The sequence below is a fragment of the Arthrobacter sp. genome, assembly GCF_031179985.1.
Taxonomy (GTDB): domain Bacteria; phylum Actinomycetota; class Actinomycetes; order Actinomycetales; family Micrococcaceae; genus Arthrobacter.
The window spans coordinates 1-22,531 of sequence record NZ_JAPSHJ010000055.1 but is presented as its reverse complement, the minus strand read 5'-3'; the positions used below and the strand labels follow the sequence as shown (position 1 = coordinate 22,531).

The 22,531-nt window shown below is 62.5% G+C and carries 21 protein-coding genes and 1 pseudogene; 3 read left to right on the top strand and 19 right to left on the bottom strand.

Translation table 11 applies throughout. The annotated features are described in order from the left end of the window. Together RIN13_RS17810 and RIN13_RS17805 are read left to right on the top strand one after the other, a co-directional pair. Positions 1 to 526: LysR substrate-binding domain-containing protein (locus RIN13_RS17810; RefSeq protein ID WP_309108655.1), on the top strand; the 526-nt coding region annotated here is incomplete at its 5' end. A 238-nt stretch (positions 527 to 764) separates the two neighbouring features. Then, positions 765 to 895, top strand: a pseudogene (locus RIN13_RS17805) (aldehyde dehydrogenase family protein); the annotation flags it as partial. Positions 896 to 1,117: 222 nt separating this feature from the next. Here RIN13_RS17805 and RIN13_RS17800 read toward each other — a convergent pair. The 8 genes from RIN13_RS17800 to RIN13_RS17765 form a co-directional block, all read right to left on the bottom strand. Next, positions 1,118 to 2,488 (bottom strand): MFS transporter, encoded by a 1,371-nt coding sequence (locus RIN13_RS17800; protein ID WP_309108654.1) that lies wholly within the window; start codon positions 2,486 to 2,488, stop codon positions 1,118 to 1,120. Between the two features lie 44 nt (positions 2,489 to 2,532). Beyond that, on the bottom strand, positions 2,533 to 3,642 hold the full coding sequence (locus RIN13_RS17795) for a zinc-binding dehydrogenase (protein ID WP_309108653.1): 1,110 nt from the start codon (positions 3,640 to 3,642) through the stop codon (positions 2,533 to 2,535). 72 nt (positions 3,643 to 3,714) lie between these two features. Beyond that, positions 3,715 to 5,094, bottom strand: coding sequence for an MFS transporter (locus RIN13_RS17790; RefSeq protein WP_309108652.1), 1,380 nt, complete (start codon positions 5,092 to 5,094; stop codon positions 3,715 to 3,717). Between the two features lie 171 nt (positions 5,095 to 5,265). Further along, the gene (locus tag RIN13_RS17785; protein WP_309108651.1) at positions 5,266 to 6,144 is read right to left on the bottom strand and encodes an alpha/beta hydrolase; all 879 of its coding nucleotides are present in this window, start codon (positions 6,142 to 6,144) and stop codon (positions 5,266 to 5,268) included. A gap of 5 nt (positions 6,145 to 6,149) precedes the next feature. Next, the gene (locus RIN13_RS17780; protein ID WP_309108650.1) at positions 6,150 to 6,524 is read right to left on the bottom strand and encodes a hypothetical protein; all 375 of its coding nucleotides are present in this window, start codon (positions 6,522 to 6,524) and stop codon (positions 6,150 to 6,152) included. Then, the gene (locus RIN13_RS17775; protein WP_309108649.1) at positions 6,517 to 7,419 is read right to left on the bottom strand and encodes an NAD(P)-dependent oxidoreductase; all 903 of its coding nucleotides are present in this window, start codon (positions 7,417 to 7,419) and stop codon (positions 6,517 to 6,519) included. The genes RIN13_RS17780 and RIN13_RS17775 overlap by 8 nt, the downstream gene beginning before the upstream one ends. Further along, the gene (gene pcaC / locus RIN13_RS17770) at positions 7,416 to 7,814 is read right to left on the bottom strand and encodes a 4-carboxymuconolactone decarboxylase (protein WP_309108648.1); all 399 of its coding nucleotides are present in this window, start codon (positions 7,812 to 7,814) and stop codon (positions 7,416 to 7,418) included. The genes RIN13_RS17775 and pcaC overlap by 4 nt, the downstream gene beginning before the upstream one ends. Then, the gene (locus RIN13_RS17765) at positions 7,811 to 9,235 is read right to left on the bottom strand and encodes an NAD-dependent succinate-semialdehyde dehydrogenase (protein WP_309108647.1); all 1,425 of its coding nucleotides are present in this window, start codon (positions 9,233 to 9,235) and stop codon (positions 7,811 to 7,813) included. The genes pcaC and RIN13_RS17765 overlap by 4 nt, the downstream gene beginning before the upstream one ends. Before the next feature lie 281 nt (positions 9,236 to 9,516). Between RIN13_RS17765 and RIN13_RS17760 the strand changes: the two genes are divergently transcribed. Then, a complete protein-coding gene (locus RIN13_RS17760; protein ID WP_309108646.1) occupies positions 9,517 to 10,410 on the top strand; it encodes a LysR family transcriptional regulator in 894 nt (297 codons plus the stop codon). Positions 10,411 to 10,515: 105 nt separating this feature from the next. Here the strand turns inward: RIN13_RS17760 and RIN13_RS17755 are convergent, their stop codons facing one another. From RIN13_RS17755 to RIN13_RS17705, 11 genes are all read right to left on the bottom strand, one after another. Further along, the gene (locus RIN13_RS17755) at positions 10,516 to 10,683 is read right to left on the bottom strand and encodes a hypothetical protein (RefSeq protein WP_309108645.1); all 168 of its coding nucleotides are present in this window, start codon (positions 10,681 to 10,683) and stop codon (positions 10,516 to 10,518) included. Between the two features lie 148 nt (positions 10,684 to 10,831). Beyond that, positions 10,832 to 11,137 carry an antibiotic biosynthesis monooxygenase family protein gene (locus RIN13_RS17750; protein ID WP_309108644.1) on the bottom strand — a complete coding sequence of 102 codons (306 nt, stop codon included), beginning with the start codon at positions 11,135 to 11,137 and terminating at the stop codon, positions 10,832 to 10,834. Between the two features lie 703 nt (positions 11,138 to 11,840). After that, on the bottom strand, positions 11,841 to 13,001 hold the full coding sequence (locus tag RIN13_RS17745; RefSeq protein ID WP_309108643.1) for an acyl-CoA dehydrogenase family protein: 1,161 nt from the start codon (positions 12,999 to 13,001) through the stop codon (positions 11,841 to 11,843). Next, complete coding sequence (locus RIN13_RS17740) at positions 13,001 to 14,197, bottom strand: CoA transferase (protein WP_309108642.1); 1,197 nt, start codon at positions 14,195 to 14,197, stop codon at positions 13,001 to 13,003. The genes RIN13_RS17745 and RIN13_RS17740 overlap by 1 nt, the downstream gene beginning before the upstream one ends. A gap of 192 nt (positions 14,198 to 14,389) precedes the next feature. Beyond that, the gene (locus RIN13_RS17735) at positions 14,390 to 16,558 is read right to left on the bottom strand and encodes a TRAP transporter fused permease subunit (RefSeq protein ID WP_309108641.1); all 2,169 of its coding nucleotides are present in this window, start codon (positions 16,556 to 16,558) and stop codon (positions 14,390 to 14,392) included. Then, entirely contained in the window at positions 16,555 to 17,067 is a 513-nt protein-coding gene (locus RIN13_RS17730; protein ID WP_309108640.1) for a hypothetical protein, read from the bottom strand. Before RIN13_RS17730 ends, RIN13_RS17735 begins: the two co-directional genes overlap by 4 nt. Positions 17,068 to 17,073: 6 nt before the next feature. Continuing rightward, a complete protein-coding gene (locus RIN13_RS17725; RefSeq protein ID WP_309108639.1) occupies positions 17,074 to 18,063 on the bottom strand; it encodes a TAXI family TRAP transporter solute-binding subunit in 990 nt (329 codons plus the stop codon). Positions 18,064 to 18,949: 886 nt separating this feature from the next. After that, a complete protein-coding gene (locus tag RIN13_RS17720) occupies positions 18,950 to 19,612 on the bottom strand; it encodes a GntR family transcriptional regulator (protein ID WP_309108638.1) in 663 nt (220 codons plus the stop codon). A 186-nt stretch (positions 19,613 to 19,798) separates the two neighbouring features. Beyond that, positions 19,799 to 20,734 carry a dihydrodipicolinate synthase family protein gene (locus RIN13_RS17715; RefSeq protein ID WP_309108637.1) on the bottom strand — a complete coding sequence of 312 codons (936 nt, stop codon included), beginning with the start codon at positions 20,732 to 20,734 and terminating at the stop codon, positions 19,799 to 19,801. Positions 20,735 to 20,807: 73 nt separating this feature from the next. Next, a complete protein-coding gene (locus RIN13_RS17710) occupies positions 20,808 to 21,593 on the bottom strand; it encodes an SDR family oxidoreductase (protein ID WP_309108636.1) in 786 nt (261 codons plus the stop codon). Between the two features lie 52 nt (positions 21,594 to 21,645). Further along, positions 21,646 to 22,531, bottom strand: an 886-nt coding sequence (locus RIN13_RS17705) for an NAD(P)-binding domain-containing protein (protein ID WP_309108635.1), incomplete at its 5' end; no start/stop codon positions are given.

The following is a 22,531-nucleotide window of genomic DNA, read 5'->3' as shown; positions in this document are numbered from 1 at the left end:
CATCAGGACAAACACCCCTACCGCAGGGCTGGCCGAAGGAACAACCGATCTTGCAATCCTGCGCCGCACCCCGGAACCAGGAACCCTCGACTTCGTCCTCACCGGGTACGAGAAGCGCTACTGCGCAATGGCAATCGAGGACCCCCTGGCAACCAAACGAACAGTCACGCTCGCCCAGGTCGGAGATGCCACGTTGGCCATTGATGTACGAACCGGAAGCACCCGCCTAGACCTCTGGCCCGAAGGAAAGCAACCCGTTCAGACGGTAATCACCAATGACGTGGACGACTGGCTAACGGTCATCGGCAGCGGCAAAGCCCGGGGCATAACCGCCGAATCCACCGCCCACCAATACCGAAGGGCCGGCCTGGTCTACCGGCCCGTCCGAGACGCGCCGCCAGTCCCCGTCTACCTAGCCTGGTCAAAAAACGACCCGCCCGCACTCCAAACCGAAGCGGCCGAACTCATCCGCAGCCTATACGCGGTGCTAGACATTACGCCCGGGGCGGGGAGCTCGTCCAGATGAGGCACACCCAAAGCTGACACAGACTGCTTGCCTGGTCCCAGGAACAACCGGAATTGGTCTACGTTCGAACGAGGCGTCCCGTCCGGCCGCCGCCCACAGCCGGGGACAATTTTCATAGGTTATCCACGGCTGCTGCTGCCATGGAGCTACCCCCCACGGCTCCCAATTTCCAAGGCGTGGATAACCTGAATTGACCCCAGCCATGGACGGGATCGGAGTCGCCACCGGTTCCTCCACCGCCGGCGCGAAAGCCGTCCTAGGCAGCGGCCCGGTGGGGGCGTGGGCTACTTCTACCAGCCCACCATCCTCTCCGGCGTCACCGAAGGCACCCGCATCCTGTCTGAGGAAATCTTCGGACCGGTGGCACCTACCGCCGGCTGAAGCCGGGAAAGTGGCCACGGAGGGGATGTTATTAGATACTCGTGGCGGCGGCCGCCTTTGCGGTCCGCCCGCCTGACTCGAGTTGCGTCACGTGACTGCGCACTGCCCATGACCACGCCCCGCACCCGCAGGAAGACGACGGGCCCACCGTTAGCCGTGGGACCCGTCGTCTTCCTGCCCGGGCGTTTGCCCGGTCCAGCGTGTTGGAGGTCAGCGGGTACGGGTCCTAGGGTTGGGCTCGGCGTTAAAGGTTGCCGGTGCTTTTCCGATGGTGTCCAGGTCGAGGTCCTTTGATTCTTTGGCAGCTGCGACAGCGGCTACCGCGATGAGGGTTGTCAGGACGATGATGGCGACCAGGGGCCAGGTGCCGCCTGACCAGAGGACGAGGGCGCTGGCGATGACCGGGGTAAATCCGGCCAGAAGGATGGCTGCGGTCTGGTATCCGACGGAGATGCCTGTGTAGCGCACTTCGGTGGGGAACAGTTCGCAGTAGAAAGCGGGGAGCACGGAGTAGACGGCAGCGTGGCCGAGGGTGAGGAAGATGGCTACGCCGGCGATGATCGCGAACGGGTTGCCGGTTTGGATCATGGCGAAGATGGGCCAGGCGCTGACGATGATGACGCTTGCGCCGAAGAAGAAGGTGTTCTTGCGGCCGATGCGGTCTGAGATGGCGCCGAAGACGGGAATCATGGCGATGTTCAGGGCCGATCCGATCATGACGGCCACGAGTCCGTAGGATGCCGGCAGCTTGAGGGTCGTGGCGACGTACGAGAGCAGGAAAACGGTGAAGAGGTAGTAGTTTCCTGCTTCGGCAAAGCGTGAAAACAGTGCGATGACCAGGGACCTGCGGTGCTCTTTGAACACGACCGGGATCGGCGCTTTTTGCTTTTCCTGTTTCCGTTCGGCTTCTGCTTTGGCGGCGAGGAAGGCCGGGCTTTCGCTCGCGTTGAGGCGAATGTAGAGGCCAACGGCGGCCAGCACCACGCTGACGAGGAAGGGCAGGCGCCAGCCCCAGACGATGAACTGGTCCCCCGATATGGCCTGGGAAATGGCGACGGCACCGGTGCCGAGGAGCAGGCCGCAGGAGACACCGATCTGGGGCCAGGCTCCGAAGAATCCGCGGCGTCCCTTCGGGGCGTTTTCGACGGCGATGATCGCCGCGCCTCCCCATTCGCCGCCGACGGCGAAGCCTTGGGTGAGGCGAAGAACGCACAGCAGGACCGGAGCCCAGAACCCGACGCTCTGATAGGTGGGGAGCAGCCCGATGGCGGCCGTGGAGACGCTCATAATGAGGAAGGTCAGAATCAGGGTGGATTTACGTCCAATCCGGTCACCGAGGTGGCCGGAAACGAAGGCGCCGACGGGACGGGCGAGGAAGCCGACGCCGAAGCTTGCGAGTGCGGCGATCTGGGAGACGCCGGGTTCGCTCGAGGGGAAGAACAGGGTGCCGAAGACGAGGGCGGCGGCGGTGCCGTAGACGGTGTATTCGTACCATTCGATGATCGCTCCGACGGTGCCGGAGATCAGGCTTTTGCGGCGGACCTGATCAGGGGTCAGGCCGGCGAGGTGTGCTGTTGTCATGGTCGTTCCTTGTCAGGATGCAGGGGGAAGGATTTGTCGCCGGCTCAGGCTGTTGCGTTGTCCATGAGGATCGCGGCGCGGGTGACTTCGCGGGCGAGTGACTTTTCCAGGGCTTCTTCGACACCGTCCAGGGTGAAGGTCGCGTCGATCATGGCGTCAAAGGGGTATTTTTCCCGATGCTCTGCGAGGAAGGCCAGGGACTTGTAGAGGTAGCGGCCTTCGTAGCGGTCCACGTGCTTGATGGTCAGAGCTTTTCGGGTGACGTAGCCGGGATCAAACGGAACGGTCCGGCCGGGAGAAAGGTTGCCCATCACCAGGTAGCGTCCGCCGCGCCGGATCTGCCGCAGTCCCTCAGCGAAGGCGTCGGGGACGCCGGTCAGCTCAATGGCGACGTCGGGGCCTTGGCCCCCCGTGAGGTCCTGGATAGCGGCGATCCTGTCCTCCAGGTCAGGGATTTCTGCCATGTTGATCGTGTGGGCGGCCCCGAAGCGCCGGGCCTGTTCGAGCCGGGATTCGGAAGGATCGATGACGATCACCTCCGCGCCGCGCTCCTTGGCCACGGCGACGGCGTTAAGCCCGAGCCCGCCGGCTCCCTGGATGAGCAGAGTCTCGCCATACTGCAGGCCGATCTGGTCGATGCCGAAGGTGACCTGGGAAAGGGCGCAGTTGGCGCTGGCGGCCACGGAGTCGGGGACCTCGTTCGGGACCTTGTAGACGTGCTGGCGGGGATGGATGTAGTAGTGCGTGCCGAACGCTGCGTGGAAGTGGGGTGCTTCGGTCGGCTGTTTGCCGAAGAATTCGTAGGCGTTGTCGCACAGGTTCGGCTGTCCGCCAAGGCACCGGTCGCAGCGGTCGCAGGTCTGGAAGTAGGTCGCGACGATGCTGTCTCCGGGGCTGAGCGGTTGGCCGGCGTTATCGGTGGGGCGTCCCTCACCGATGGCGGCGACGGTGCCGACCATTTCGTGGCCGAGGCCACCGCTTTTCTTGACGGGGTGCTTGCCGTTCCAGATGTGCAGTTCGGAGCCGCAGACATTTGCCCTGGTCACTTTCATCAGGATCGCGCCTGGCTCGGGGGCGGGGAGCGGGTACTCGGCGTAGTCGAGTTCCCGGGGGCTGGTCATGACGGCCACGCGGCCGTAGGCGGTTTCAGGCATTTGGGGGTCCGTTTCGTTGGACGGCAGTTGCTGGGGGCTCGTGGGCGCCCCGGCAACTGCCTGCTCGTGTTGTTAGTGGGTTGTCTCGTCGGCCGGGGCTCCCCCGGCGACGGCCGGGATGTGTACGGGGTCCGCGACGTGCTGGTGCTTGCGGGAGAACAGGACGGCGATGCCGGACAGGACGCAGGGGATGGCTCCGAAGAGGAAGGCTGCGGTGGCCCAGTTGCCGCCGTTGGAGAGCAGGGTTGCGGCCAGGGCGCTGGAGATGATGGCGCCGATGGGGCCGACGGCGGCGACGAAGGTGGCTCCGCGGCCGCGGATGCGGGTGTCGTAGCTTTCGCCGACGAAGAACAGCACGCAGGAGTACGGGCCGATGAGGAAGAACGTTCCGAGGCTGTAGAGGGCGACGACGGTCCAGAAGTCGCTGGGTCCGAAGATCATGGCGGTGAAGACGATGCCACCGGTGATCCAGCCGAAGGCGATGACGTTGCGCCTGCCGAACTTGTCGCCGAGGAAGCCGTGGGTGAGGTAACCGAGGTAGGCGATCACGTTGGACATCAGGAGGATGGCCAGGGAGTTGGTGAAGGAGACGTTGTGGACGCTCACCAGGACGGTGGTGCCGAGGACGCTGAAGACCTGAACGGGGAAGTAGTTCAGGATGTGCCCCAAGCCCAAGGCCAGGGTGGTGCGCAGGCTCCGGCCGCGGAAAACGTCGGCGAGGGTGCTGCGGGTTTCGTGCTCTTCGATCCCGAGTGCGGCGGAGAGGTTTTCCGCGTCGGCCTTGTTGCCGGCCTTTTGGAGGCGGCGGATTTTCTGGATGGATTCGAACTGCGGGGATTCACGCAGTTTGCGGGCCAGTGCCGCGACGATCAGGGAGGGGATGGCGGCGAAGACGAAGCAGCCGGCCCAGCCGATGACTGGAAGCAGAACTGCGGTCAGCGCCGCGGCGAGGATGGCACCGATCGGCCAGCCACCCTGAACCAGGGAGTAGATGAATCCTTGGCGCTTCTTGATCCGCGGGTCATCGGAGGCACCGTAGAGCTCGCTGAGGTAGGCGCCGTTGACGCCTTGTTCGGACAGGCCCAAACCGCTGAGGGACCTGATGGCGATCAGGACGGAGACAGGAACGATCCCGCCGAGGGCGGTCAGTGCAGAGGCGATGCCTGCTCCGGCGGTGGTGAAGGCGAGGCCGGCTTTACGACCGAACTTGTCCACGACTGGTCCTGCAATGAGGCCCATGCCCACGGCGCCGACGGACATCCAGGTCACCATGGTGGCCTGTTCGGCTTCGTTCATACCGAGGTCTTTGCCGAGTTCGGGCAGCAGCGTGCCGAAGAGGATGAAGTCATAGACCGCGAACGCCCATGCCAGGAAGCAAAGGATGGTCGCGAATTTGATCTGCCGGTTGGTGACGTGCGCCGGCCGCCAAGCCGTGGCGTTTGTTGAGGACATGTTCCAGCTCCATTGATGGGTACTGATGAATGTGATGGGGATTACACCTGTTTTTGGGCGTGACTGCCTACGGACGTGGCGGCAGCAGGGCCCTGCAGTGCGGTGGTGCGCCGGATGGTCGGCGCCGTGACCGGCGGGCCGGTCAGTGCCGGCCCGCCGTGAAGGCGGGTCCTAGGCGGACTTGCCTTCGATTTCTTCCAGGATCGGCAGGAGGAACTTGCGGAACTCGTCGTAGTTTTCGGTGACCGGGAAGTGGCCGAGCTTGGGCATTTCCCAGAACTTGGAGCCCTTGACCAGATTCGCGGCTTCCTTGGTGTCCGCCGGGGAGGTGTTGGGGTCGTATTCGCCGGTCAGGAAGTACAGCATGCACTTGCTTGTGTCGATCGCTGCGGCTTCTTCAGGGCTGACGTTGTGGTCGTAGTAGTAGTAATAGAGGTCCCCGGCGAAAACACCGGGCCCGCCGCACTGGTACTCCCACTGGATCTCCCGGACGTTCTCCTCGGGGGAGTACGGGGAGATGTTCAGCATCATCGCCGCACCGGTGGAGGTGCGGGAGACGTTGGGGTTGTCGAACTCGCGGCGGATGCCATCCATGCCAACCTCGACGTACTCGGCCGCAGAGCGAAGGGCGCCTTCGACGGAGATGGTGGCCCGGTAGCGGTCGTTGAAGTTCGAGGCCAGGTCGATGGCCAGGTGCCCGCCCATGGAGCTGCCCATGTATACGGGACGGTCCAGTTCCAGTGCTTCGGAGAGCGCGTTGGGGAAGGCCATCATGCGGGACTTGGTCATGTTGTATTCGCGGGTCCACCATTTGTCCCCGTGCGGAGGCAGGGACTTGCCGTGGAAGGGCAGGTCGAAGGAGATGACGCGGTAGCGGGAGGTGACCTCTTCGTCGTTGAGCAGGTGCCGGTACTGGCGGCCGTCGGAGCCCGCGGTGTGCCCGACGATCAGCGGGATGCCCTGACCGGCTTCTTCGTAGTAGACCCGGTATTCGATGTCCTCGACGGTGAGGTAGACGTAGCCACCCTTGATGGGTTCGAACTTTGCCATGGCTTTTACGCTCCTTCGCGGTTGAGCTGGCGGAAGATTTGCATGAGCCGGTTCAGCGCCGGCAGGTAGGCGTAGAGCTGGTGGGTGTTGCTCAGCAGCACGCCGTGTTTGGCGGACGAGCTTTGCAGGGATTGGAAGAAGGGCCGCGGGTACTCGGCGGTCATGTCCTTCCACTGTTCCTCGGTGCCTTTGATCCAGATCGCCGCGCCCTGGGGGTCGGTGCCGGAGGGTTCCACGGAGAGGAATTTGCCGTCGTCGTAGGCGGCCAGCCAGGCCTTGTCGCCGATGGCGACGTGAAGGTTGCCGGTGTAGTAGCGCATCTCGCGGTTGAACTCGAAGTCCTGGGTCGCGGTCTGCAGCACCTGTGCGAAGTCACGCATGGATTTGCCTTTCATCATTGAAAGATTTGGTGGGGGTGGCGAGGTATTCGTACATCCTCGTGTGGTCTTCGGCGCCGTGTCCGGCGTCGAGGACGGACTGCCAGATGGCCTCGCAGTCGTGGCTGAAGCGGGCATCAATGCCGAGGGAGTCGGCGAGGGCCGTGGCGATCTTGATGTCCTTGGTCATCAGCCCGATCGGGAAACCGGAGCCAAAGGTGCCCGAGAGCATGAACTGTGCGACCTTGTTCTCGGACGTGTTGCTCCGCCCGGATGAGGCGTTCAGGACCTGGGTCAGGGTTGCCGGGTCGATGCCAAAGCGTTCACCGACGCGCAGGGCTTCGACGGTGGCAGCGACCGAAGCCGCGGAAACCAGGTTGTTCAGGGCTTTTGCTGCGTGTCCGGAGCCGGCGTCGCCGACGTGGATGACGGATTTGCCCAGCACGTCGAACAGTTCGGTAGCTTGGTCCAGATCGTGCCAGCGGCCTCCGACCATGATGGCGAGCTGCCCGTTTTGGGCTCCGCGGACCCCGCCGGAGACGGGGGCGTCCAGGTAGCGCATCCCCTGCCGTTCGAGCCGGGCGCCCAGGTCTCGGGATCGGATGGGCTCGGAGGAGGACATGTCGATGAACAGGGTGTTCAGTGAGGCGGCCGCGGCCACTCCCCCGGTCAGTACGGCTTCGACGATGTCGGAGTTGGGCAGCATCGTGATGATGATGTCCGCGTCCTGCCAGGCTTTGACGTCCGTGGCCGTCCGGGATGTGGGGTGCTGGTCCTGGAACCGCTGCACTGCGCCTTTGTCGCGGTCGTCCACGATGAGGGTGTGGCCCGCCTCGGCGAGCCGCGAGGCCATGGGGAAGCCCATGTTGCCCAGGCCGATAAAGCCGATGGTGCTCATGCTTCGGCCTCCATCTCTTTGAAGACTTCACGGGCGAGGCGGAAGCTTTCCAGGGCGGCGGGGGCGCCGCAGTAGATGGCGACCTGGAGGAAGACTTCCTTGATCTGTTCCTTGGTGACGCCGTTGCGGACGGCGCCGCGGACGTGGACCTTCAGTTCGTGGGGCCGGTTCAGGGCGCTGATCATGGCCAGGTTGATCAGGCTGCGCTGTGCGCGTTCCAGGCCCGGCCGGTTCCAGACATCGCCCCAGCAGTATTGGGTGACGAGTTCCTGCATGGGCATGGAGAACTCGTCCGCGCTGTCCAGGCTGCGCTGGACGTACTCGTCGCCGAGGACTTCCCGGCGGGTGGCCAGGCCCTTGTCGAAGAGTTCCTGGTTGATGGTGGTGGTGCTCATTGTGCTACTCCTTGTGCTGCTTCTTTGGCGGCGTTAAGCGGGGTCTGGTCCCACACCGCCTGGATGTTGGTGAATTCGTGGACGCCCAGGTAGGACAGCTCCCGGCCGAAACCGCTCTTCTTCACCCCACCGATAGGGATCCGGGGGTCCGAGACGGAGAGGCCATTGATGAAAACGCCGCCGGCGTCGATCTTCCGTGCCATGGCGCGGGCCTTCGCGCTGTCGGCAGTCCAGATCGCTGCACTGAGCCCGAACTCGGAATTGTTGGCCTTGGCCAGGGCGTCCTCGGCGTCCTCGGCGGCGATGACGGTTGCCACCGGGCCGAAGATCTCCTCCTTGAAGGCCGTCATGGCTTCGGTGACGCCGGCCAGGACGGTCGGGGCGTAGAACGTGCCGGGGCCGGGGATGCGGTGACCACCGGTCAGGAGCTCAGCACCTTCAGCGACGGAGCGCTTGACCTGATCATCCACGTCCAGCAAGCCTTCTTCCTTGGCCATCGGGCCGACGAAGGTGTCCGGGTCGGTGGGGTCACCGACCTTGAAGCTTTCAACCCGGCGCGCGAGCTTGGCGGTGAACTCGGCATAGACCGGGCGTTCAACGATGATGCGCTTGGCCGAGATGCACACCTGGCCTGCGTTGACCATCCGCCCGGTAGCTGCGGCGTCGACGGCCTTGTCCAGGTCCGCGTCGGCCAGAACGATGAACGGATCCGATCCCCCGAGTTCAAGGATGACCTTCTTCAGAGCCCGCCCTGCTTCCGCGGCCACACTCTGCCCGGCGACGGTGCCGCCGGTCACCGCGACGCCCGTAATGCGCGGGTCGTGGATGATGGCAGGGACCTGGTCACGGTCGCAGTTCACCACGGCGAAAGTACCCTTCGGCAGCCCTGCCTCCTCCCACAGGGACTCCAGCGCCAAGGCGCAGCCCACCACGTTCGACGCAGGCTTCAGGAGGTAGCCGTTGCCGCCCAGGATGATCGGGGCGGCACCGCGGAAGATCTGCCAGACCGGGAAATTCCACGGCATGATCGCCAGCACCGTGCCCGTGGGCAGATAGGAAACGTAGGCCTCCGGGCCGATGGTGGTCGCCGTGTCCTCCAGCATGGCCGGGCCGTTCTCTGCGTACCAGTCCAGCATGTTCGCGCACTTGGTCACCTCTGCCTGAGCCTGCGTGACGGGCTTGCCCATTTCGGCCGTGATCACGCCGGCGAGCTTCGCGGTGTCGCGGCGCAGCAGTTCGGCAAGACGACGGAAAACCTCAGCCCGCTGGGCCGGTGACGTCTCCCGCCAAACGGCGAAACCTTCGGCGGCTGACTGGACAACGCCTGCGACGCCCCGCTCATCCAGATAGGGATAGGCCGCGACCTCCTCGCCGGTAGCCGGGTTCGTCGACTTAGCGACGGCAACTTCGATGGTGCCCATAATTGTGTTCCTTCAAGTTCGTATGTGATGGGACTAACAACGACTCTAGAAGCCAGCGTCACTTTGATAAATAAGAAGTTTCCGAAGCTTCACTTCTCAAAAACAGAACGGTCTGCAATGTGAGTCGAACTTCCCGAACGCCCTTCCCTCTCGGGGACGGCTACGGGTCGAAGGAGCGGGGATCGTCAGAGGGGGCGGTTGAAAAGAATCCCGAAGACTGTCATCATTCTGTAAACGTGATGCATCAACGCGCATCACTTCGCTTAGAGAGAACGAGGACAATGGAGATCTCGCAGCTGGAAATCTTTCTCGCCGTAGCGGAGACGGGCAGCATCACCAAAGCCGCCAACAAGCTTCTCCGGGCCCCTTCCAACGTTTCGACCCGCATCCAGCAGCTGGAGCGCGAACTTGGGGTCAAGCTCCTGGTCAGGGACAAACGGCAAAGCTCCCTCTCAGCCGATGGGGAACTCTTCCGCGATCATGCCCAAAAGATCATCGACCTGTGTAACGACGCCAAAGCCTTCACGGCACAGGGCGAACCCCGCGGCAAATTTCGTCTGGGCGCCCTCGAAAGCACGGCGGCAATCCGGATACCGCCGATACTGGCAAGCTTCCATCTCCGTTACCCCGCTGTCGACGTTGAACTCGAAGCCGGCTCCTCGGGAGTGCTGTTCGACCACCTGCTGAACGGGCAACTCACGGCAGCATTCTCTGACGGAAAACCCGCTGTACCTTCACTCACCGGCATCAGGGCATTTGCGGAGGATCTGGTAATCCTCACTCCGCAGACGGTCACCGAGATCAATGACGACTTCAAGGCATCCCACCCGACCGCCTTCATGTTCGGCACCATCTGCTCCTACCGCCAACGCTTTGAGGACTGGCTCGAGTCTCAAGGAATGGTCCCGGGACGAATCGTCGAAATCTCCTCGTACTACAGCATGCTCGCCTGCGTCGCGGCCGGCGGTGGCATCTGCATGATGCCCAAATCCCTCCTCGAGACGCTGCCCGGAGCAAGCCGCGTCCAGGTTCACGAGATAGAAGGTAGTCTCGGCACCGCGGAAACCTGGCTGATGTGGCGGCGGGACTGCCGGTCCGCGAACCTCAAAGCCTTCATCACCGAACTCAAGGAAGCCCTCAACCCTGCAGAGCAGACAGTGTCTGCGGCCGCTTAAATAGGCGCCGCATCCGGGATTGCACTGACGCCGAGGGCCCCGCTGTGTTGCGGGGGCCAGCCTAATTCTCAAGCAGCGTCGCTGCCGGACAAATGGTGCTGGGGGTTACGTGAAGACCGTAGCGTCAAGAGCGCGGGTAATCCTGACACCTTCGCGGTGATCAAAAGCCCGGCGCTGCCCGTTGTCATCGATCCCCCACACAACAGCGGAATCCTCGGTTTTCGTATCCACCCGGGCCGAGTACGAGCCCCGGCCAGGTTCAGTAACAGTCACCGGCTCGCCGGAAGACAATCCGGACCACACCTGAGGAATGTTTTTAAAGGGGCATGTCTAATCGCCTTCCGTGAAAGCTACAGGCATCGACACAAAGAGACCGTGGCAGAAGGCCGCGGAAATAGCGCCGGCCAGGACACGCAGCCGGTCACGGAGCCTCATGCGGCACCTCGACTGACGTGTAGGTCGAAATGTGGCGGGATGCCAAGCGTGGAATGATCCGCCCGGCACCTAAACCTATGAAATGCTCGCTCTCCCTATGCCGATCGAAGTCGTCGGCATCCTGGTAAGACTCCAAAATCACGATCCGCGTCGGGTCTTCGACGCCGCGGTAAAACTCATAGCTGACATTCCCAGGTTCCCGGCGGGTGGCCTCTGCCATGTCCTTCAACAGATCGAGGACATCCTCGGTCAAGTCCGGCTTGGTGCCGTACGTGGCGACAACGTGGAACAAAAGACACTCTCCTTTGAGCAATGTGCAGTGCAGACGGAGTGGACTCCCCCGTGCCCAACATCACAAGAGTATGAGCGCAGCTCAGTTCTTTGTAGGCGCAGTTGCGCAAGATTCACTTCCCAAAAAGAGAACGCAACCTTGGCCGAGGCAGCTCTACACCTGATCCATCAGCCTTAAGGGGTAGTCGAAAACGTGGGCTGAATCCCGGGCAAGGAGTGCGTCTTCGCTGTTCTAATGAAGCGGTGTCTGATGATTCAGATTGGGCTACACCCAGAACTGACACATGGTTCCTTGCCTGGTCCTCCGAGCAACCGGAAGTGATCCGCGTTTGAACGAGAAGTCCGGTCCGCCCGCCCACGGCCGGGGACAATTCTCATAGGTTATCCACCGCTACTGCTGCCAGGGAGCTCCCCCAACGGCTCCTGCTTCCAGCCGTGGATAACCTGGATTGACCCCAGCCCTGGACGGATCGGTGTCGTCACCAGTTTCGGCCGCGTAATCAGCAAGCACGGGTTTGTCCGGCCGAGGCAGGTTGACCGACTATCCGTTACCGGCGTTTCAAAACAGGCAGGGGTAGGCTGCAAAGGAGTTGCCTACGCTGTCATCCTGAGAAACGGTCCCTGGTTGCCCTTGCCTGTTGCCGGCGAGCCGGTTGTGATGGACGAACGGGTTGGGAGTTCGCAGGGCAGAGGCTCCGTTCCCTTCAGCGGAAGGCCGGGACGCCGGTGAGTTTATTGCCCAGGATGAGGGTGTGGACCTCGTCCGTGCCTTCATAAGTGCGCACGGATTCCAGATTGTTTGCGTGGCGTAGCGGTGAGTAGTCCAGGGTGATGCCGTTGCCGCCGAGGATGGTGCGGGCCTCGCGAGCGATATTTATGGCTTCTCGGCAGTTGTTGAGTTTCCCGACCGATATCTGGTCTGGTTGCAATGTTCCGGCGTCCTTTTTGCGGCCCAGGTGCAGGGCGAGCAGGAAGCCTTTGTTGATTTCCAGTGCCATGTCCACCAGTTTCTGCTGGGTTAGCTGGTATCCGGCAAGCGGTTTGTCGAACTGCATGCGTTCCTTGGAGTAATCCAGGGCAGCCTCGAACGCGTCACGGGCCGCGCCCATGGCGCCCCAGATGATTCCGTAGCGGGCTTCGTTGAGGCATGAGAAGGGGCCCTTGAGACCTTTGACGTTCGGCAGCACGGCTGATTCGGGCAGGCGCACGTTGGTGAGGTCGATGTCGCACTGGATGGAGGCGCGCATGGACAGCTTCTGTTCGATGGGGGTGGCTGTAAACCCCGGGGCGGACGTAGGTACGACGAAGCCGCGCACTCCTTCCTCAGTCTGCGCCCAGATAACGGCGATCTTGGCGACGGACGCTAGACCGATCCAGCGTTTGGCGCCGTTAAGCACCCAGTCATTGCCCTGGCGGCGGGCGAAAGTTGTCATGCTGCCCGGATCCGATCCTGCCGTGGGTTCGGTCAGTCCGAAGCAGCCTATTGCTTCACCTTTGGCCATTGCAGGCAGCCACTCTTGCTTCTGTTCTTCGGAGCCGTGCTTGTAGATGGCGCTCATGGCCAGTGAGCCCTGAACCGAGACGAAGGTGCGCAGACCGGAATCGCCGGCTTCGAGCTCTGCGCCCGCCAAGCCATAGTCGACGGCGGAGCGCCCGGCGCAGCCGTAGCCCTTCAGATGCATGCCGAGCACGCCCAGCTTGGCGAGCTCCGGGACGATCTCGAGCGGGAAGACGGCCCTCTCGTACCAGTCCGCGATGTTTGGCTTGATCTCGCTGTCCACAAAGGCCCGGACGGTATCGCGCAGTGCACGCTCGTCTGCGGTGAGCAGGGAATCGAAGTCAATCAGGTCGCTGATGTCAGGCATTAGGGGCCTTTCGTGGTGACGGTCGGAGCGTGCGCGAACGTGGTGCCTTGGTGCTCTCCAAGGGCCGGGGGTACCTGCCAGTAGCCGGGTGCCGATGCTGACAGGCGGATCGGGTTGGCGAGCTGGCGCGATTCCCGCCCGGTAACCGGGTCAGTGAGGACGACGGAGGGCGCCAGTCCCAGACTTTCGGCAAGTTCCAGGGCCTCACCGACGCTGTTGACTTTACCGGCGGGAACCCCTGCGGCCAGCAGTTTTTGTTGCCAACGAGCGGCGGTGTCAGTGACCAACGCCCCTTTGAGGGCAGTGCTCAGGTCAGTGCGGTATTCCACGCGGCGTTCGTTGGTGCGGAACCTGGGATCTTCCACCAGCCCGTGGAGGCCCAGGACCTTGGCCAACGCAATAAACTGCCGGTCGTTGCCGACGGCGATGGCTATGGTGCCACCTCCGGTGGGGAAGGTTTCATAGGGGGTGATGCTCGGGTGGGCGTTACCCATCCTGGCAGGGGATGCCCCGGTGGCGAGCGTGGCCGTGCCCTGGTTTACCAGGGCTGCCAGCAGTGAGGAGAGTAAATTGACCTCCACCTGCTGCCCGGTCCCGGTGGCGTCGCGTACACGCAGGGCCATCAGGACGCCTGCTAAGGCGTTCTGGCCGGCGAGCACGTCGACGAGAGCGACGCCGGCTTTGCTCGGTTCAGTCTCCGGTGAGCCGGTGATGCTCATCAGGCCGCCGAGCGCCTGGATCAGCAAGTCGTAGCCTGGGAGATCCGCCCCGGCTCCTGAACCGAATCCAGAGATTGAGCAGTAGATGAGCTCCGGCCGGTCCTGAGCGAGGCTCGGGTAGTCCAGTCCAAATTTCGACATGACGCCTGGGCGGTAGTTTTCGATGACGACATCGCAGTCAGCCACCAGGGCGCGGGCATAGGCCAGCCCTTCGTCAGTCTTGAGGTCGGCAACTACGGACTTCTTGTTGCGGTTGACACTGGCAAAGTAGGTGCCTGTGCCGTCCGGAGCGACGGGCGGGACCCATGCCCGGGTATCGTCTCCGGCGGGGCTTTCAATCTTGATCACTTCCGCGCCGTAGTCGGCCAGCATCATCGTGCACAAGGGACCGGCAAGAACCCTGGAGAAGTCCGCGACCCGGATCCCGGCCAGAGGCTGCGGTAACCCGCCGGCCGTGCTCTGCGGTGGGGGTGCCATTTTGCGTTCCTTCCGACTTTATGTTGCAGACGACTGTGGCTGATGCCGCCCAGAGTTCGAGCCCTGTTCGGTGTTGATGTCTTCCCCGAGACAGTAGTGCTTTTCGCCCTAATCCGGACATTGATCCGGAGATGCCGATACTCGGCGCCCGCGGAAATTTGCGGGCGCCGAGTATCGGTGCCGTAGACCCTCCTAATTCGTAGCCGTGCCCGGGGTAGCGGCTGCGGATGATCCGGCATGGTCGGACTCTTTGTGATTGCCCTTGCGACGCATTTTCAACCCGACCAAATGCACCAGGATCCCAACAGCAATGAGGGCTATTCCAATGGAGATGTAAAGCGGGTCAAGCGTTACCAGCGGCAGGGAACCGAGCCCGCAAAGTACCCGCTCGGGCCAGTGCGCTGGGCCAAACATCCAAGCTCCCGTGGCTACGGCAAGTGCGGCTACAGCCAGCAGGGAAACGCCAAGTGCCAGCGCGATGGTTCCGATTCCACCTTGCATGAGCAAACCTATGCCCGGGCCGGAAAGGACAAAGATGAACGGTACGAGGAAGGCCGAAAGGGTGTACCGCCAGGTGAGCCACATGGTGGGTATGGGTTTACCGCCGGTGATGGCTGAGGCTGCGAACGGGGAGAGTGCGGTGGGCGGGGACACCTCGCTGAGTACGGAGTAGTAGAAGATGAACATTGCGGCAGCGAAGCCTGGAACGCCGACGTCCTGCAGGGCAGGGCCGATGATCACCCAGGAAATGATGAAGCTGGCCGTGACAGGGACCGCGAGACCGAGCAGGGTTACCGAGATGGCCGAGAAGATAGCGGTGAGCAGGAGGTTGCCGCCGGCGAAATCCACGATGATGCCGGCCAGTTTCAGGCCGAGGCCGGTGAGCGTCATGATGCCTACGATGAGACCGGCTGCCGCCATGACCGGGATGACTGACAGTGCTCCCGTTGCTCCGGTGGCGATGGCATCGAAGATGCGCTTGGCGTACATGCGGGATTCGCGGTCGAAGAAGCTGAGGATGAAGGCCAGTCCGGTAGCGAAGACTACGGCTCGGAACGGGGTCATGCCCATTGCCATGAATACGACGATGGCTGCCAGGGAGCTGAAGTGGTATCCGAAGCGCAGGAGCAACTTCCCTACGGGCTTCACGTCCATTTCGACGGCTTTGGTTTTGAACCGGCGGGCGTCCATCTCGATGGCGATGATGATGCCGAAGTAGTAGAGCAGGGTCGGGATGGTGGCCCAGATCAGCACCTGGAGGTAGGAAACTCCGAGTAGGGCGGCGATGATGAATGCTGCGGCGCCCAAGGTGGGTGGTGACATGATGGCACCGATGCCTGCTGCGGCCAGCACTGCGCCGCCGTGTTCGCGGGGGTAGCCGGCTTTTCGCAGCAGGGGCCAGGAGATTCCGCCCAGCGTCACGGTGGTGGCCACGCCCGAACCTGAGACCGTTCCGAGCAGGAAGCCTGCCAGGGTGACGGTACGGCCAGGGCCTGATTTTGACTGCCCGAACGCGGAGAATGAGAGGTCGATGAAGAATTTCGTGGCACCGGAGGCACCCAGCACCGCCCCGTAGATGGTGAACAGGATGATGTAGGTCGCAGCGACTTCTGTCGGTACCCCGAAAAGACCTTGCGTTCCCATGACGTTGTGGCCAATCAGCCGGATCCAGTCGAAGGAGGAGGTGTTGAAAGGGGCCGGAACCCAGGATCCGAAGCTTGCGTAGGCAAAGAAGCCCAGCACCACTACCGGGACAAGGATGCCCACTGTCCGTCGCGAGGCCTCGAGGGTGACCAGGATGGCAATCAGCCCCATGATCAGGTCCAGGTAGGTTGGGGTGATGGCGCGTCTGAAGAAGCTGTCCCAATCGGAAACGATGTAGATAAAAGGGATGAGAGCCACTATCGCCAGCAGCCAGTCAGCCCAGTGCGGGTTGTCGGACCTTCCCGTTTCCTTTGCTTTGGCTGAGCGGCCCCAGCCGCGGTAGACCAGAAATGTCAGCGCCAACCCGATACCAAGGAACATGGGGAGGAAGAACTGCGTCGGCATGGGGTTGAACACCCAGTACAGTCCAAACAGAGACAGTCCGGCGCAGGCGATCTTGATAATCAGGGCAGGCGTGCCGCTCAGGTGCCGGGCAGGCTTTTCTGCTTCGAACTCGGCAATGAGCGCTTCTTCATCAATGAAGTCCTCGCGTTTCTGCGGGTTAATCGAGTCTTCATCGCGGTCATTGCGGTTGTCCCCAGTGCCTTCTTCGGCCCTGAGGAGATCAACCTGTTCGTACGGGTCGGGCGCGTGGTGGCTTATGGAGGTGTCGGATGCCCGAACCCGCGCCCCGTCGCCGCCGTCTGGCTTGGTCATTGGTTCTCCTTGAGGTTAAGCACTACAAAGGGGTTATCGCTGTCGGCCAGTTTCCATAGTTCAACTGGTGCGGCGCCGGGGACATGCAGTGTGCGCTGTCCAAGGTCTGTCGCCGCCAGCGAGAGGCTGGTGAATTCCGCGGGACGTGCCGGATCGGGGTCAACCGTCCACTTGCGCCGGTCGTTTGGGTCTGCGGGGGAAGGCGCACTCGGCACTGCGTAGTACTCCTCCAGAACCGCCAGCTGGTCAGCTGCTATTTGAACCAGGAGGTAAGACCCGTCCGGTTGAGCAGCGTAGCGTTCTTCGGCGTATGTTCCGTAGATCGAATTGCGGTAGCTGACAGCGAATGATTCCCCTGAAAGCGGGACGCGGGCCAACTCGCCGCCGCCGTTGCTGATCACAATGGACCGGGACTGTGCAGATGTGCCGGAGTCAGTGCCGGATCCGGAAGCGACTACGAACAACAGGCCAGTACTGCAAACAACCGCGGCGACGAGCGACTGACGCATCAAAAATTACTTTTCAGAGAAATAGGCCTGGGCGCCGGGGCAGGCCTTGATGAAGGGGACATCACCGGCAGTGCTCGCGTTCATATCCCCCGCCGCGGGGTGTACCTTTTTGAGGGCTTCGACGTTCTCGAAAAGGGCCCGGGTGATGTCCTGCTGAAGCTGCTCGTCCATCTTGGAGCTGGCAACCAGGATGTTGGGCGTGGCAATCGCGGAAACAGCTTCGGTTTGCCCCTCATACGTGTTCGCAGGAATATCTCTCTTGATGTAGTACTCACCGTGCTTGGAAGCCAGCGGTTCAGCGTATTCACCGATAGGTACGAGCACCATGTCACCATCACTGGCAAGGTCAATCAGCGCTCCTGTAGGGAGGCCACCGGACCAAAAACCCGCGTCGATGGTTCCGTCACGCAGCGCGGCGATTGTCTCGGCGGCACCCAACTGACGGCGCTCCACCCCGGTTTCAGGGTCGACTCCCGCGGCCTCCAGTATCCGCAGGGCCCCCACTTCCGTAGCTCCCCCGGGCGCCCCTACGGAGACTTTCTTGCCCTTCATGTCCGCAACTGACTTGATGCCCGTCCCTTCCACGGTGACAACCTGCATGAAATTGTCGTAGACGTTGCCGAGCGAACAGATGTCCAATGGACTGCCCTCGAAGTCAGCAGTGCCCGCGACAGCGTCAGAAACGACATCTCCCACGCCAAAGGCCAGCTGCGCGGAGCCATTCTGGACGAGTTTCATGTTGTCCACTGACGCGTTCGTCTCCTGGACCGTCGCGTCATAACCTTTGACGTTGTCCCGGATCACGGTGGCGAAACCACCACCCAGCGGGTAGAACACCCCGCCCGTGCCACCTGTTGCGATAGACAGTGTGCCGCCTTCGCCGCCGCCCCCACCGCTGCTGCTCGGCGCAGGGCTGCCGCAGGCGGTTAGGAGCAGTGCAGGAACGATCAGTGCAGCAGTGCACAGAACCCCTCGGCTTACTCGTGTGATGATCATGATGTCTCCTTTAAATCTATGTTCGGTTTGTAGGTGGCGTGGGGCAGAGGGTTTCAGGACCCGGCTTCGGTCGGGACTGCTGCCGGTTCGTCAAGGCCATGACCAACGTGTCGGACTCGGCACTCCCCCACCCACGGGCACCAAGTGATGACGGCAGAGATGCAGCGCTTCTCAACCGATGAATTCTGCTACTCGCAGGATCGTTTGGGGACCGCTGCGGCGGCCCCTGGAATGGAATGTCAGGGGCTTGGTTGCCCCGGAATGTTTGCACAAGTCATCGCGATGCGCTCCAAGCTTCTTCGATTGGGGGCTTGGCGGAAACTTGCCGTCAGAAACCGCGGACCGCGCCTTCCAAGCCATATGATGCAAATCACTTCTAATACACATAAAGTACTATCTGCGCCCGTCCGCGTCAAGCACCGGCGAGAATATAGGGGCAGCGGCTGGGATTGTGTTTCGAATGTACTTTTGCGCGGTCGGTCGAGGGTAAGCAGAGTGGCTGCTCTGCACTTCAGTGGTTCCCGGCCTCTTGCCGGCTGGGCCGGTGATGCCTGCGCATCGGCGGCCGCCCGGGCCTGGGTTACATCGGCAGCCAGGACTTCGGCAACGCGGGGCACCGGTAACGGCCTTTGGAGGACACGGTCGCCGATGAAGACTTCGGGCTCAAGCTGCAGTGGGCAGCCCTGGCCAAGGGCCTCGGGGCGCTGGCCCCATCGAGGCGTTGATCGCAGCCGGGCGAAGCAGAATTGTCCTCAGGAGGTACCCGCCGAGGCGCACGGGGTGCTGCGTTAGGCGTGGTGGCTTGGGTTCGGGCAGCCAGGACAGCGCTGCTGTGAGGTGACGCGCGGGCTACCGGGGGGCTTGCTGTTGCCGGCTCAGGGGAGGGTTAGGCGCTCTGTTGATCAGCGCCGAAGCGGCTTGCTTCGAAGGCTGTATGCGCCAGGCACAGGTGGGCGGCCATCAGGGCTTCGGCGGCGGCTGAATTTCGGCTTGCGATGGCATTTGCAAGGTCCTGATGGAAATGGACGCTGCGGTCGATGTCTGCGTCCGAGTAGTAGAAGTAGGTGCCCAGGGTCAGGGATGTGTCGGTGAGGGTTCTGACGAACTGAAACAGCCGCGGTGATTTGGCGGCGGAAACAATGAGCAGGTGGAAGGCTTGATTGTTGTGGTGCAGGTCGTCACGGTATCCCTCGGCCCGGCGTTCTGCCAGTTCCGTCATTTCATCCACGAGGGACTGCAGCCGGGCGATTTCCTCTGGTGTGGCTGATTGGGCAGCAAGAGACGCTGCCCGGGATTCAAGCATCTGTCGGAGATCAAAAACTTCGTTGATGTCGCTCCGGGTCCATTGCGCTACGAATGAGCCCCGGTTCGACTCGGTGGTAACCAGGCTCTCCTGGGTCAGGCGCTTGAGCGCCATCCGCACCGGGGACCTGCTGACATTGAGTTCCTGGCTGATCTCAGTCTCGACCAGATGTTGTCCCGGCGCATAGGTGCCGGACATAATCCGGCTCCGGATCACGTCATAGACCTTCGTGCTCGGCTGAGCCATACCTCGCCCCTTTTATTAGGAAGTGTCATCAGCGCCCAGCGCGCCATGCTCGGACAGGACTAGCTTTCAAGGAAAGCTACTCCCACTCTAATATCCGTCCAGGCTATGCCGAGGGTGAAGCCTGGATGGTCTGAAGCGCCGGTGGTCGTGTTTCACACCGGCGCTTCAGGGCTCCATTATTCGGTTTTAGGCGTCGAGTTTGGCGCGTGGGTCGTGCCTTGCTACCCGGGTGAGGAGGTACTCGACTTCAGATTTGGCCGTTTCGGTCAGTTTCCCGCCTGGGCTGCGCTGGGCGTCAGAGGTCAGAACACCGCGCCTCTTCAGGATGTATTTGCGCACTGCCAGACCAGCGGCGCCGGGCTGCTGTTCATAGCGGATCAGCGGGAGGTGAGCGTCGAAGAGGTCGTGGGCCTGGTCGCGGTCGCCTTCTGTTGACATGCGGACCACGTCAACGAGCATTTCCGGGAAGCAGTATCCGGTCATGGCACCGTTTGCACCGCGTTCAACTTCGAAGTCCAGGAACGCCCCGCCGAAACCACAAAGAATGGACAGGTGTGGAATCTTGCCACCCTCCTCCAGGGCACGGAGCTGGCTGATCTTTTCCAGACCGGGCCAGTCCTCGTGCTTGAGCATGACGGCGTTCTCGTTCTCCACCGCGATCCGGCGAATGACGTCCGTTGCCATGATGACCGAGAAGGTCAGGGGGAAGTCCTGAATGACGAACAGGGTGTCCTTGCCGATGGCTTCAGCGGCTCCGCGGTAATAGTTCACGATCTGGTCATCGGTGCGCAGCGAGGCCGGCGGGGCGATCATCACGCCGGCTGCGCCGAGGGACATCACCTTTGCTGACAGTGCTCCCATGGCGGCGTAACCGGGTGCCGACACACCAACGATGACAGGAAGGTCCGAGCGGCTGATGAAGCGTTCGGCGACGGCTTCTGCTTCCTCGGTGGTGAGCTTGGGCGCTTCACCCAGTGCTCCGAGGACGGTGATTCCGTTAACGCCGGCGTCCTGGTAAAAATCGACGAGCCGGTCAATGGAGGGGAAATCGATCTCTCCGTTGTCCTGGAAAGGCGTCGGGGCGATCGCGTAGACGCCCTTTTCCGTGCGGTTGAGTTTCATTGTGTGGCTTTCCTTCTCGGGTGGTGGCCGGCGTGTGCCGGCCACCAGGTGAAAGGACCGGGAACGGTCCCGGTTAGACGCTGGGGATCAGGCCGCCATCGACGCGGATCACCGACCCGGTGATGTATGAGGCGCCGGTTCCGGAGAGGAACGTGACGGTCTGGCCGTATTCGTCCGGGTTGCCGTAGCGCTGGACGGGGATGGAGGCGGTGCTTTCGGCCGTGACCTCGGCGACCGGGCGGTTTTCGCGCTTGGCCTTTGCCTCGTCCAGGGACGTGATGCGGCCGGTTGCGATGCGGCCCGGGAGGACGATGTTGGCGGTGATACCGAACGGCCCAACTTCGCGTGCCAGGGTCTTGGACCAGCCAACGAGGGTTGAACGCAGGGAGTTGGACAGTCCCAGGTTCGCGATCGGGGCGATGACTCCGGAGCTGGTGCTGGTGATGATGCGGCCCCAGCCGCGTTCTTTCATGCCCGGGAGCACACGGTCGGTCAGTGCGATGACCGGAAGGACCATGGACTGGAAATAGGAGTTCCAGGTCTCTGTGGGCTGACCGTGGACCAGCGTGGGGGGCGGGCCGCCGGTGTTGTTGACCAGAATGTCGATCGGGCCCAGCTCCGCCTCGATCTCCGCGACCTTCTTGTCGATTGCGCTGACGTCGGCAAGGTCCCACGCGAAGGACTTGGCGGTGCCTCCGGCGGCGTTGATGGCTGCGGTGGTGACATCTGCGTACTTCGATTCGATGTCAGCGACAGCTACCTTGACACCTTCAGCGGCCAGGGAACGGGCAATAGCGCCGCCCAGGCCTCCGCCGGCGCCCAGTACGAGGGCGACCTTGTCTTTGATACCTAGATCCATTGTTTTTCCTTACGTTCTCTCACACCCGGCAGGGCGCGAAGTTGGTGCTGCGTTAGGCGGTGGCCTTGGCAGCTTGTGAGGATTCGAGCAGCCAGGAGACTGCCGAGTCGATGTTTTCTGCTGTGCCCGGCGCCGGGGCGGAGTCCTTCAGCGCCTGGACTGTCTGTTCGTAGCGCTCACGCGTTCCGGCGAGTACTGATGAGGGCAGTCCTGCTTCGTCCAGCTGTGCGATGGCCCGGTCAACTTCGTGGAACCGGCGCTCGGCGTGGAGGACGTGGGTGCGGACTACGGCGTTGAGGAAATTCGTGAATCCCTCGGTGTCGATGTCCTCCAGCACCCGGTAGAGCTCTGCACGCACGCCTTGGCTCTCGGCAGCGATCAGTGCCTCAACGCCCAGTGCCTCGAGCCCCTTGGTCAGGACGGTCCTGAGCAGCTTGAGCGCGATCGCGTCGCCGGCGGCGGCGTTATCCAGGGCCCTTGCCGGCGCCCCGAGTTTCCCGAAGTCCTTGACTGCGGATGCTGCGTCCGGGCCGGCGGCGAGCAGGTTCGTCCTGACTCCGGTCAGTCCGACGGCGCCCATAATGGCAACGTCCACATATTCAGCTGACTTTGCCTCCAGCAGCTCCGCTGCTTTTCGTTTGTCGGCGGAGTTGGCGGTGCTCAGGTCAGCGTAGAGCGCTCCTGGGCTGGTGTGTGCAGAAGCCTGTTCGGCAACGGAGACTGCAACATCTCCGGTGACACAGGCCCATACGCGATCCATGTCAGCGAGCCATGGCCCGATGGAGCTTTTCAGTTCCACCCCCAGTTGTTCTGCCAGCTCCTGCGCGGCCGCCGACGGGTAGGCGTCACACAGGACCAGTTCGAAGTGGGGGGCAGCGGCTGCGGCATAGAGCCGTCCCACTTCCCCGCATCCAATGATTGCAAGCTTCATTACTCGC

Excerpts from the sequence above, each read along its gene's own strand:
- RIN13_RS17800 (WP_309108654.1), bottom strand. The coding sequence starts at position 2,488 with ATGACAACAGCACACCTCGCCGGCCTGACCCCTGATCAGGTCCGCCGC.
- RIN13_RS17795 (WP_309108653.1), bottom strand. The coding sequence starts at position 3,642 with ATGCCTGAAACCGCCTACGGCCGCGTGGCCGTCATGACCAGCCCCCGG.
- RIN13_RS17790 (WP_309108652.1), bottom strand. The coding sequence starts at position 5,094 with ATGTCCTCAACAAACGCCACGGCTTGGCGGCCGGCGCACGTCACCAAC.
- RIN13_RS17785 (WP_309108651.1), bottom strand. The coding sequence starts at position 6,144 with ATGGCAAAGTTCGAACCCATCAAGGGTGGCTACGTCTACCTCACCGTC.
- RIN13_RS17780 (WP_309108650.1), bottom strand. The coding sequence starts at position 6,524 with ATGCGTGACTTCGCACAGGTGCTGCAGACCGCGACCCAGGACTTCGAG.
- RIN13_RS17775 (WP_309108649.1), bottom strand. The coding sequence starts at position 7,419 with ATGAGCACCATCGGCTTTATCGGCCTGGGCAACATGGGCTTCCCCATG.
- pcaC (WP_309108648.1), bottom strand. The coding sequence starts at position 7,814 with ATGAGCACCACCACCATCAACCAGGAACTCTTCGACAAGGGCCTGGCC.
- RIN13_RS17765 (WP_309108647.1), bottom strand. The coding sequence starts at position 9,235 with ATGGGCACCATCGAAGTTGCCGTCGCTAAGTCGACGAACCCGGCTACC.
- RIN13_RS17760 (WP_309108646.1), top strand. The coding sequence starts at position 9,517 with ATGGAGATCTCGCAGCTGGAAATCTTTCTCGCCGTAGCGGAGACGGGC.
- RIN13_RS17745 (WP_309108643.1), bottom strand. The coding sequence starts at position 13,001 with ATGCCTGACATCAGCGACCTGATTGACTTCGATTCCCTGCTCACCGCA.
- RIN13_RS17740 (WP_309108642.1), bottom strand. The coding sequence starts at position 14,197 with ATGGCACCCCCACCGCAGAGCACGGCCGGCGGGTTACCGCAGCCTCTG.
- RIN13_RS17735 (WP_309108641.1), bottom strand. The coding sequence starts at position 16,558 with ATGACCAAGCCAGACGGCGGCGACGGGGCGCGGGTTCGGGCATCCGAC.
- RIN13_RS17730 (WP_309108640.1), bottom strand. The coding sequence starts at position 17,067 with ATGCGTCAGTCGCTCGTCGCCGCGGTTGTTTGCAGTACTGGCCTGTTG.
- RIN13_RS17725 (WP_309108639.1), bottom strand. The coding sequence starts at position 18,063 with ATGATCATCACACGAGTAAGCCGAGGGGTTCTGTGCACTGCTGCACTG.
- RIN13_RS17720 (WP_309108638.1), bottom strand. The coding sequence starts at position 19,612 with ATGGCTCAGCCGAGCACGAAGGTCTATGACGTGATCCGGAGCCGGATT.
- RIN13_RS17715 (WP_309108637.1), bottom strand. The coding sequence starts at position 20,734 with ATGAAACTCAACCGCACGGAAAAGGGCGTCTACGCGATCGCCCCGACG.
- RIN13_RS17710 (WP_309108636.1), bottom strand. The coding sequence starts at position 21,593 with ATGGATCTAGGTATCAAAGACAAGGTCGCCCTCGTACTGGGCGCCGGC.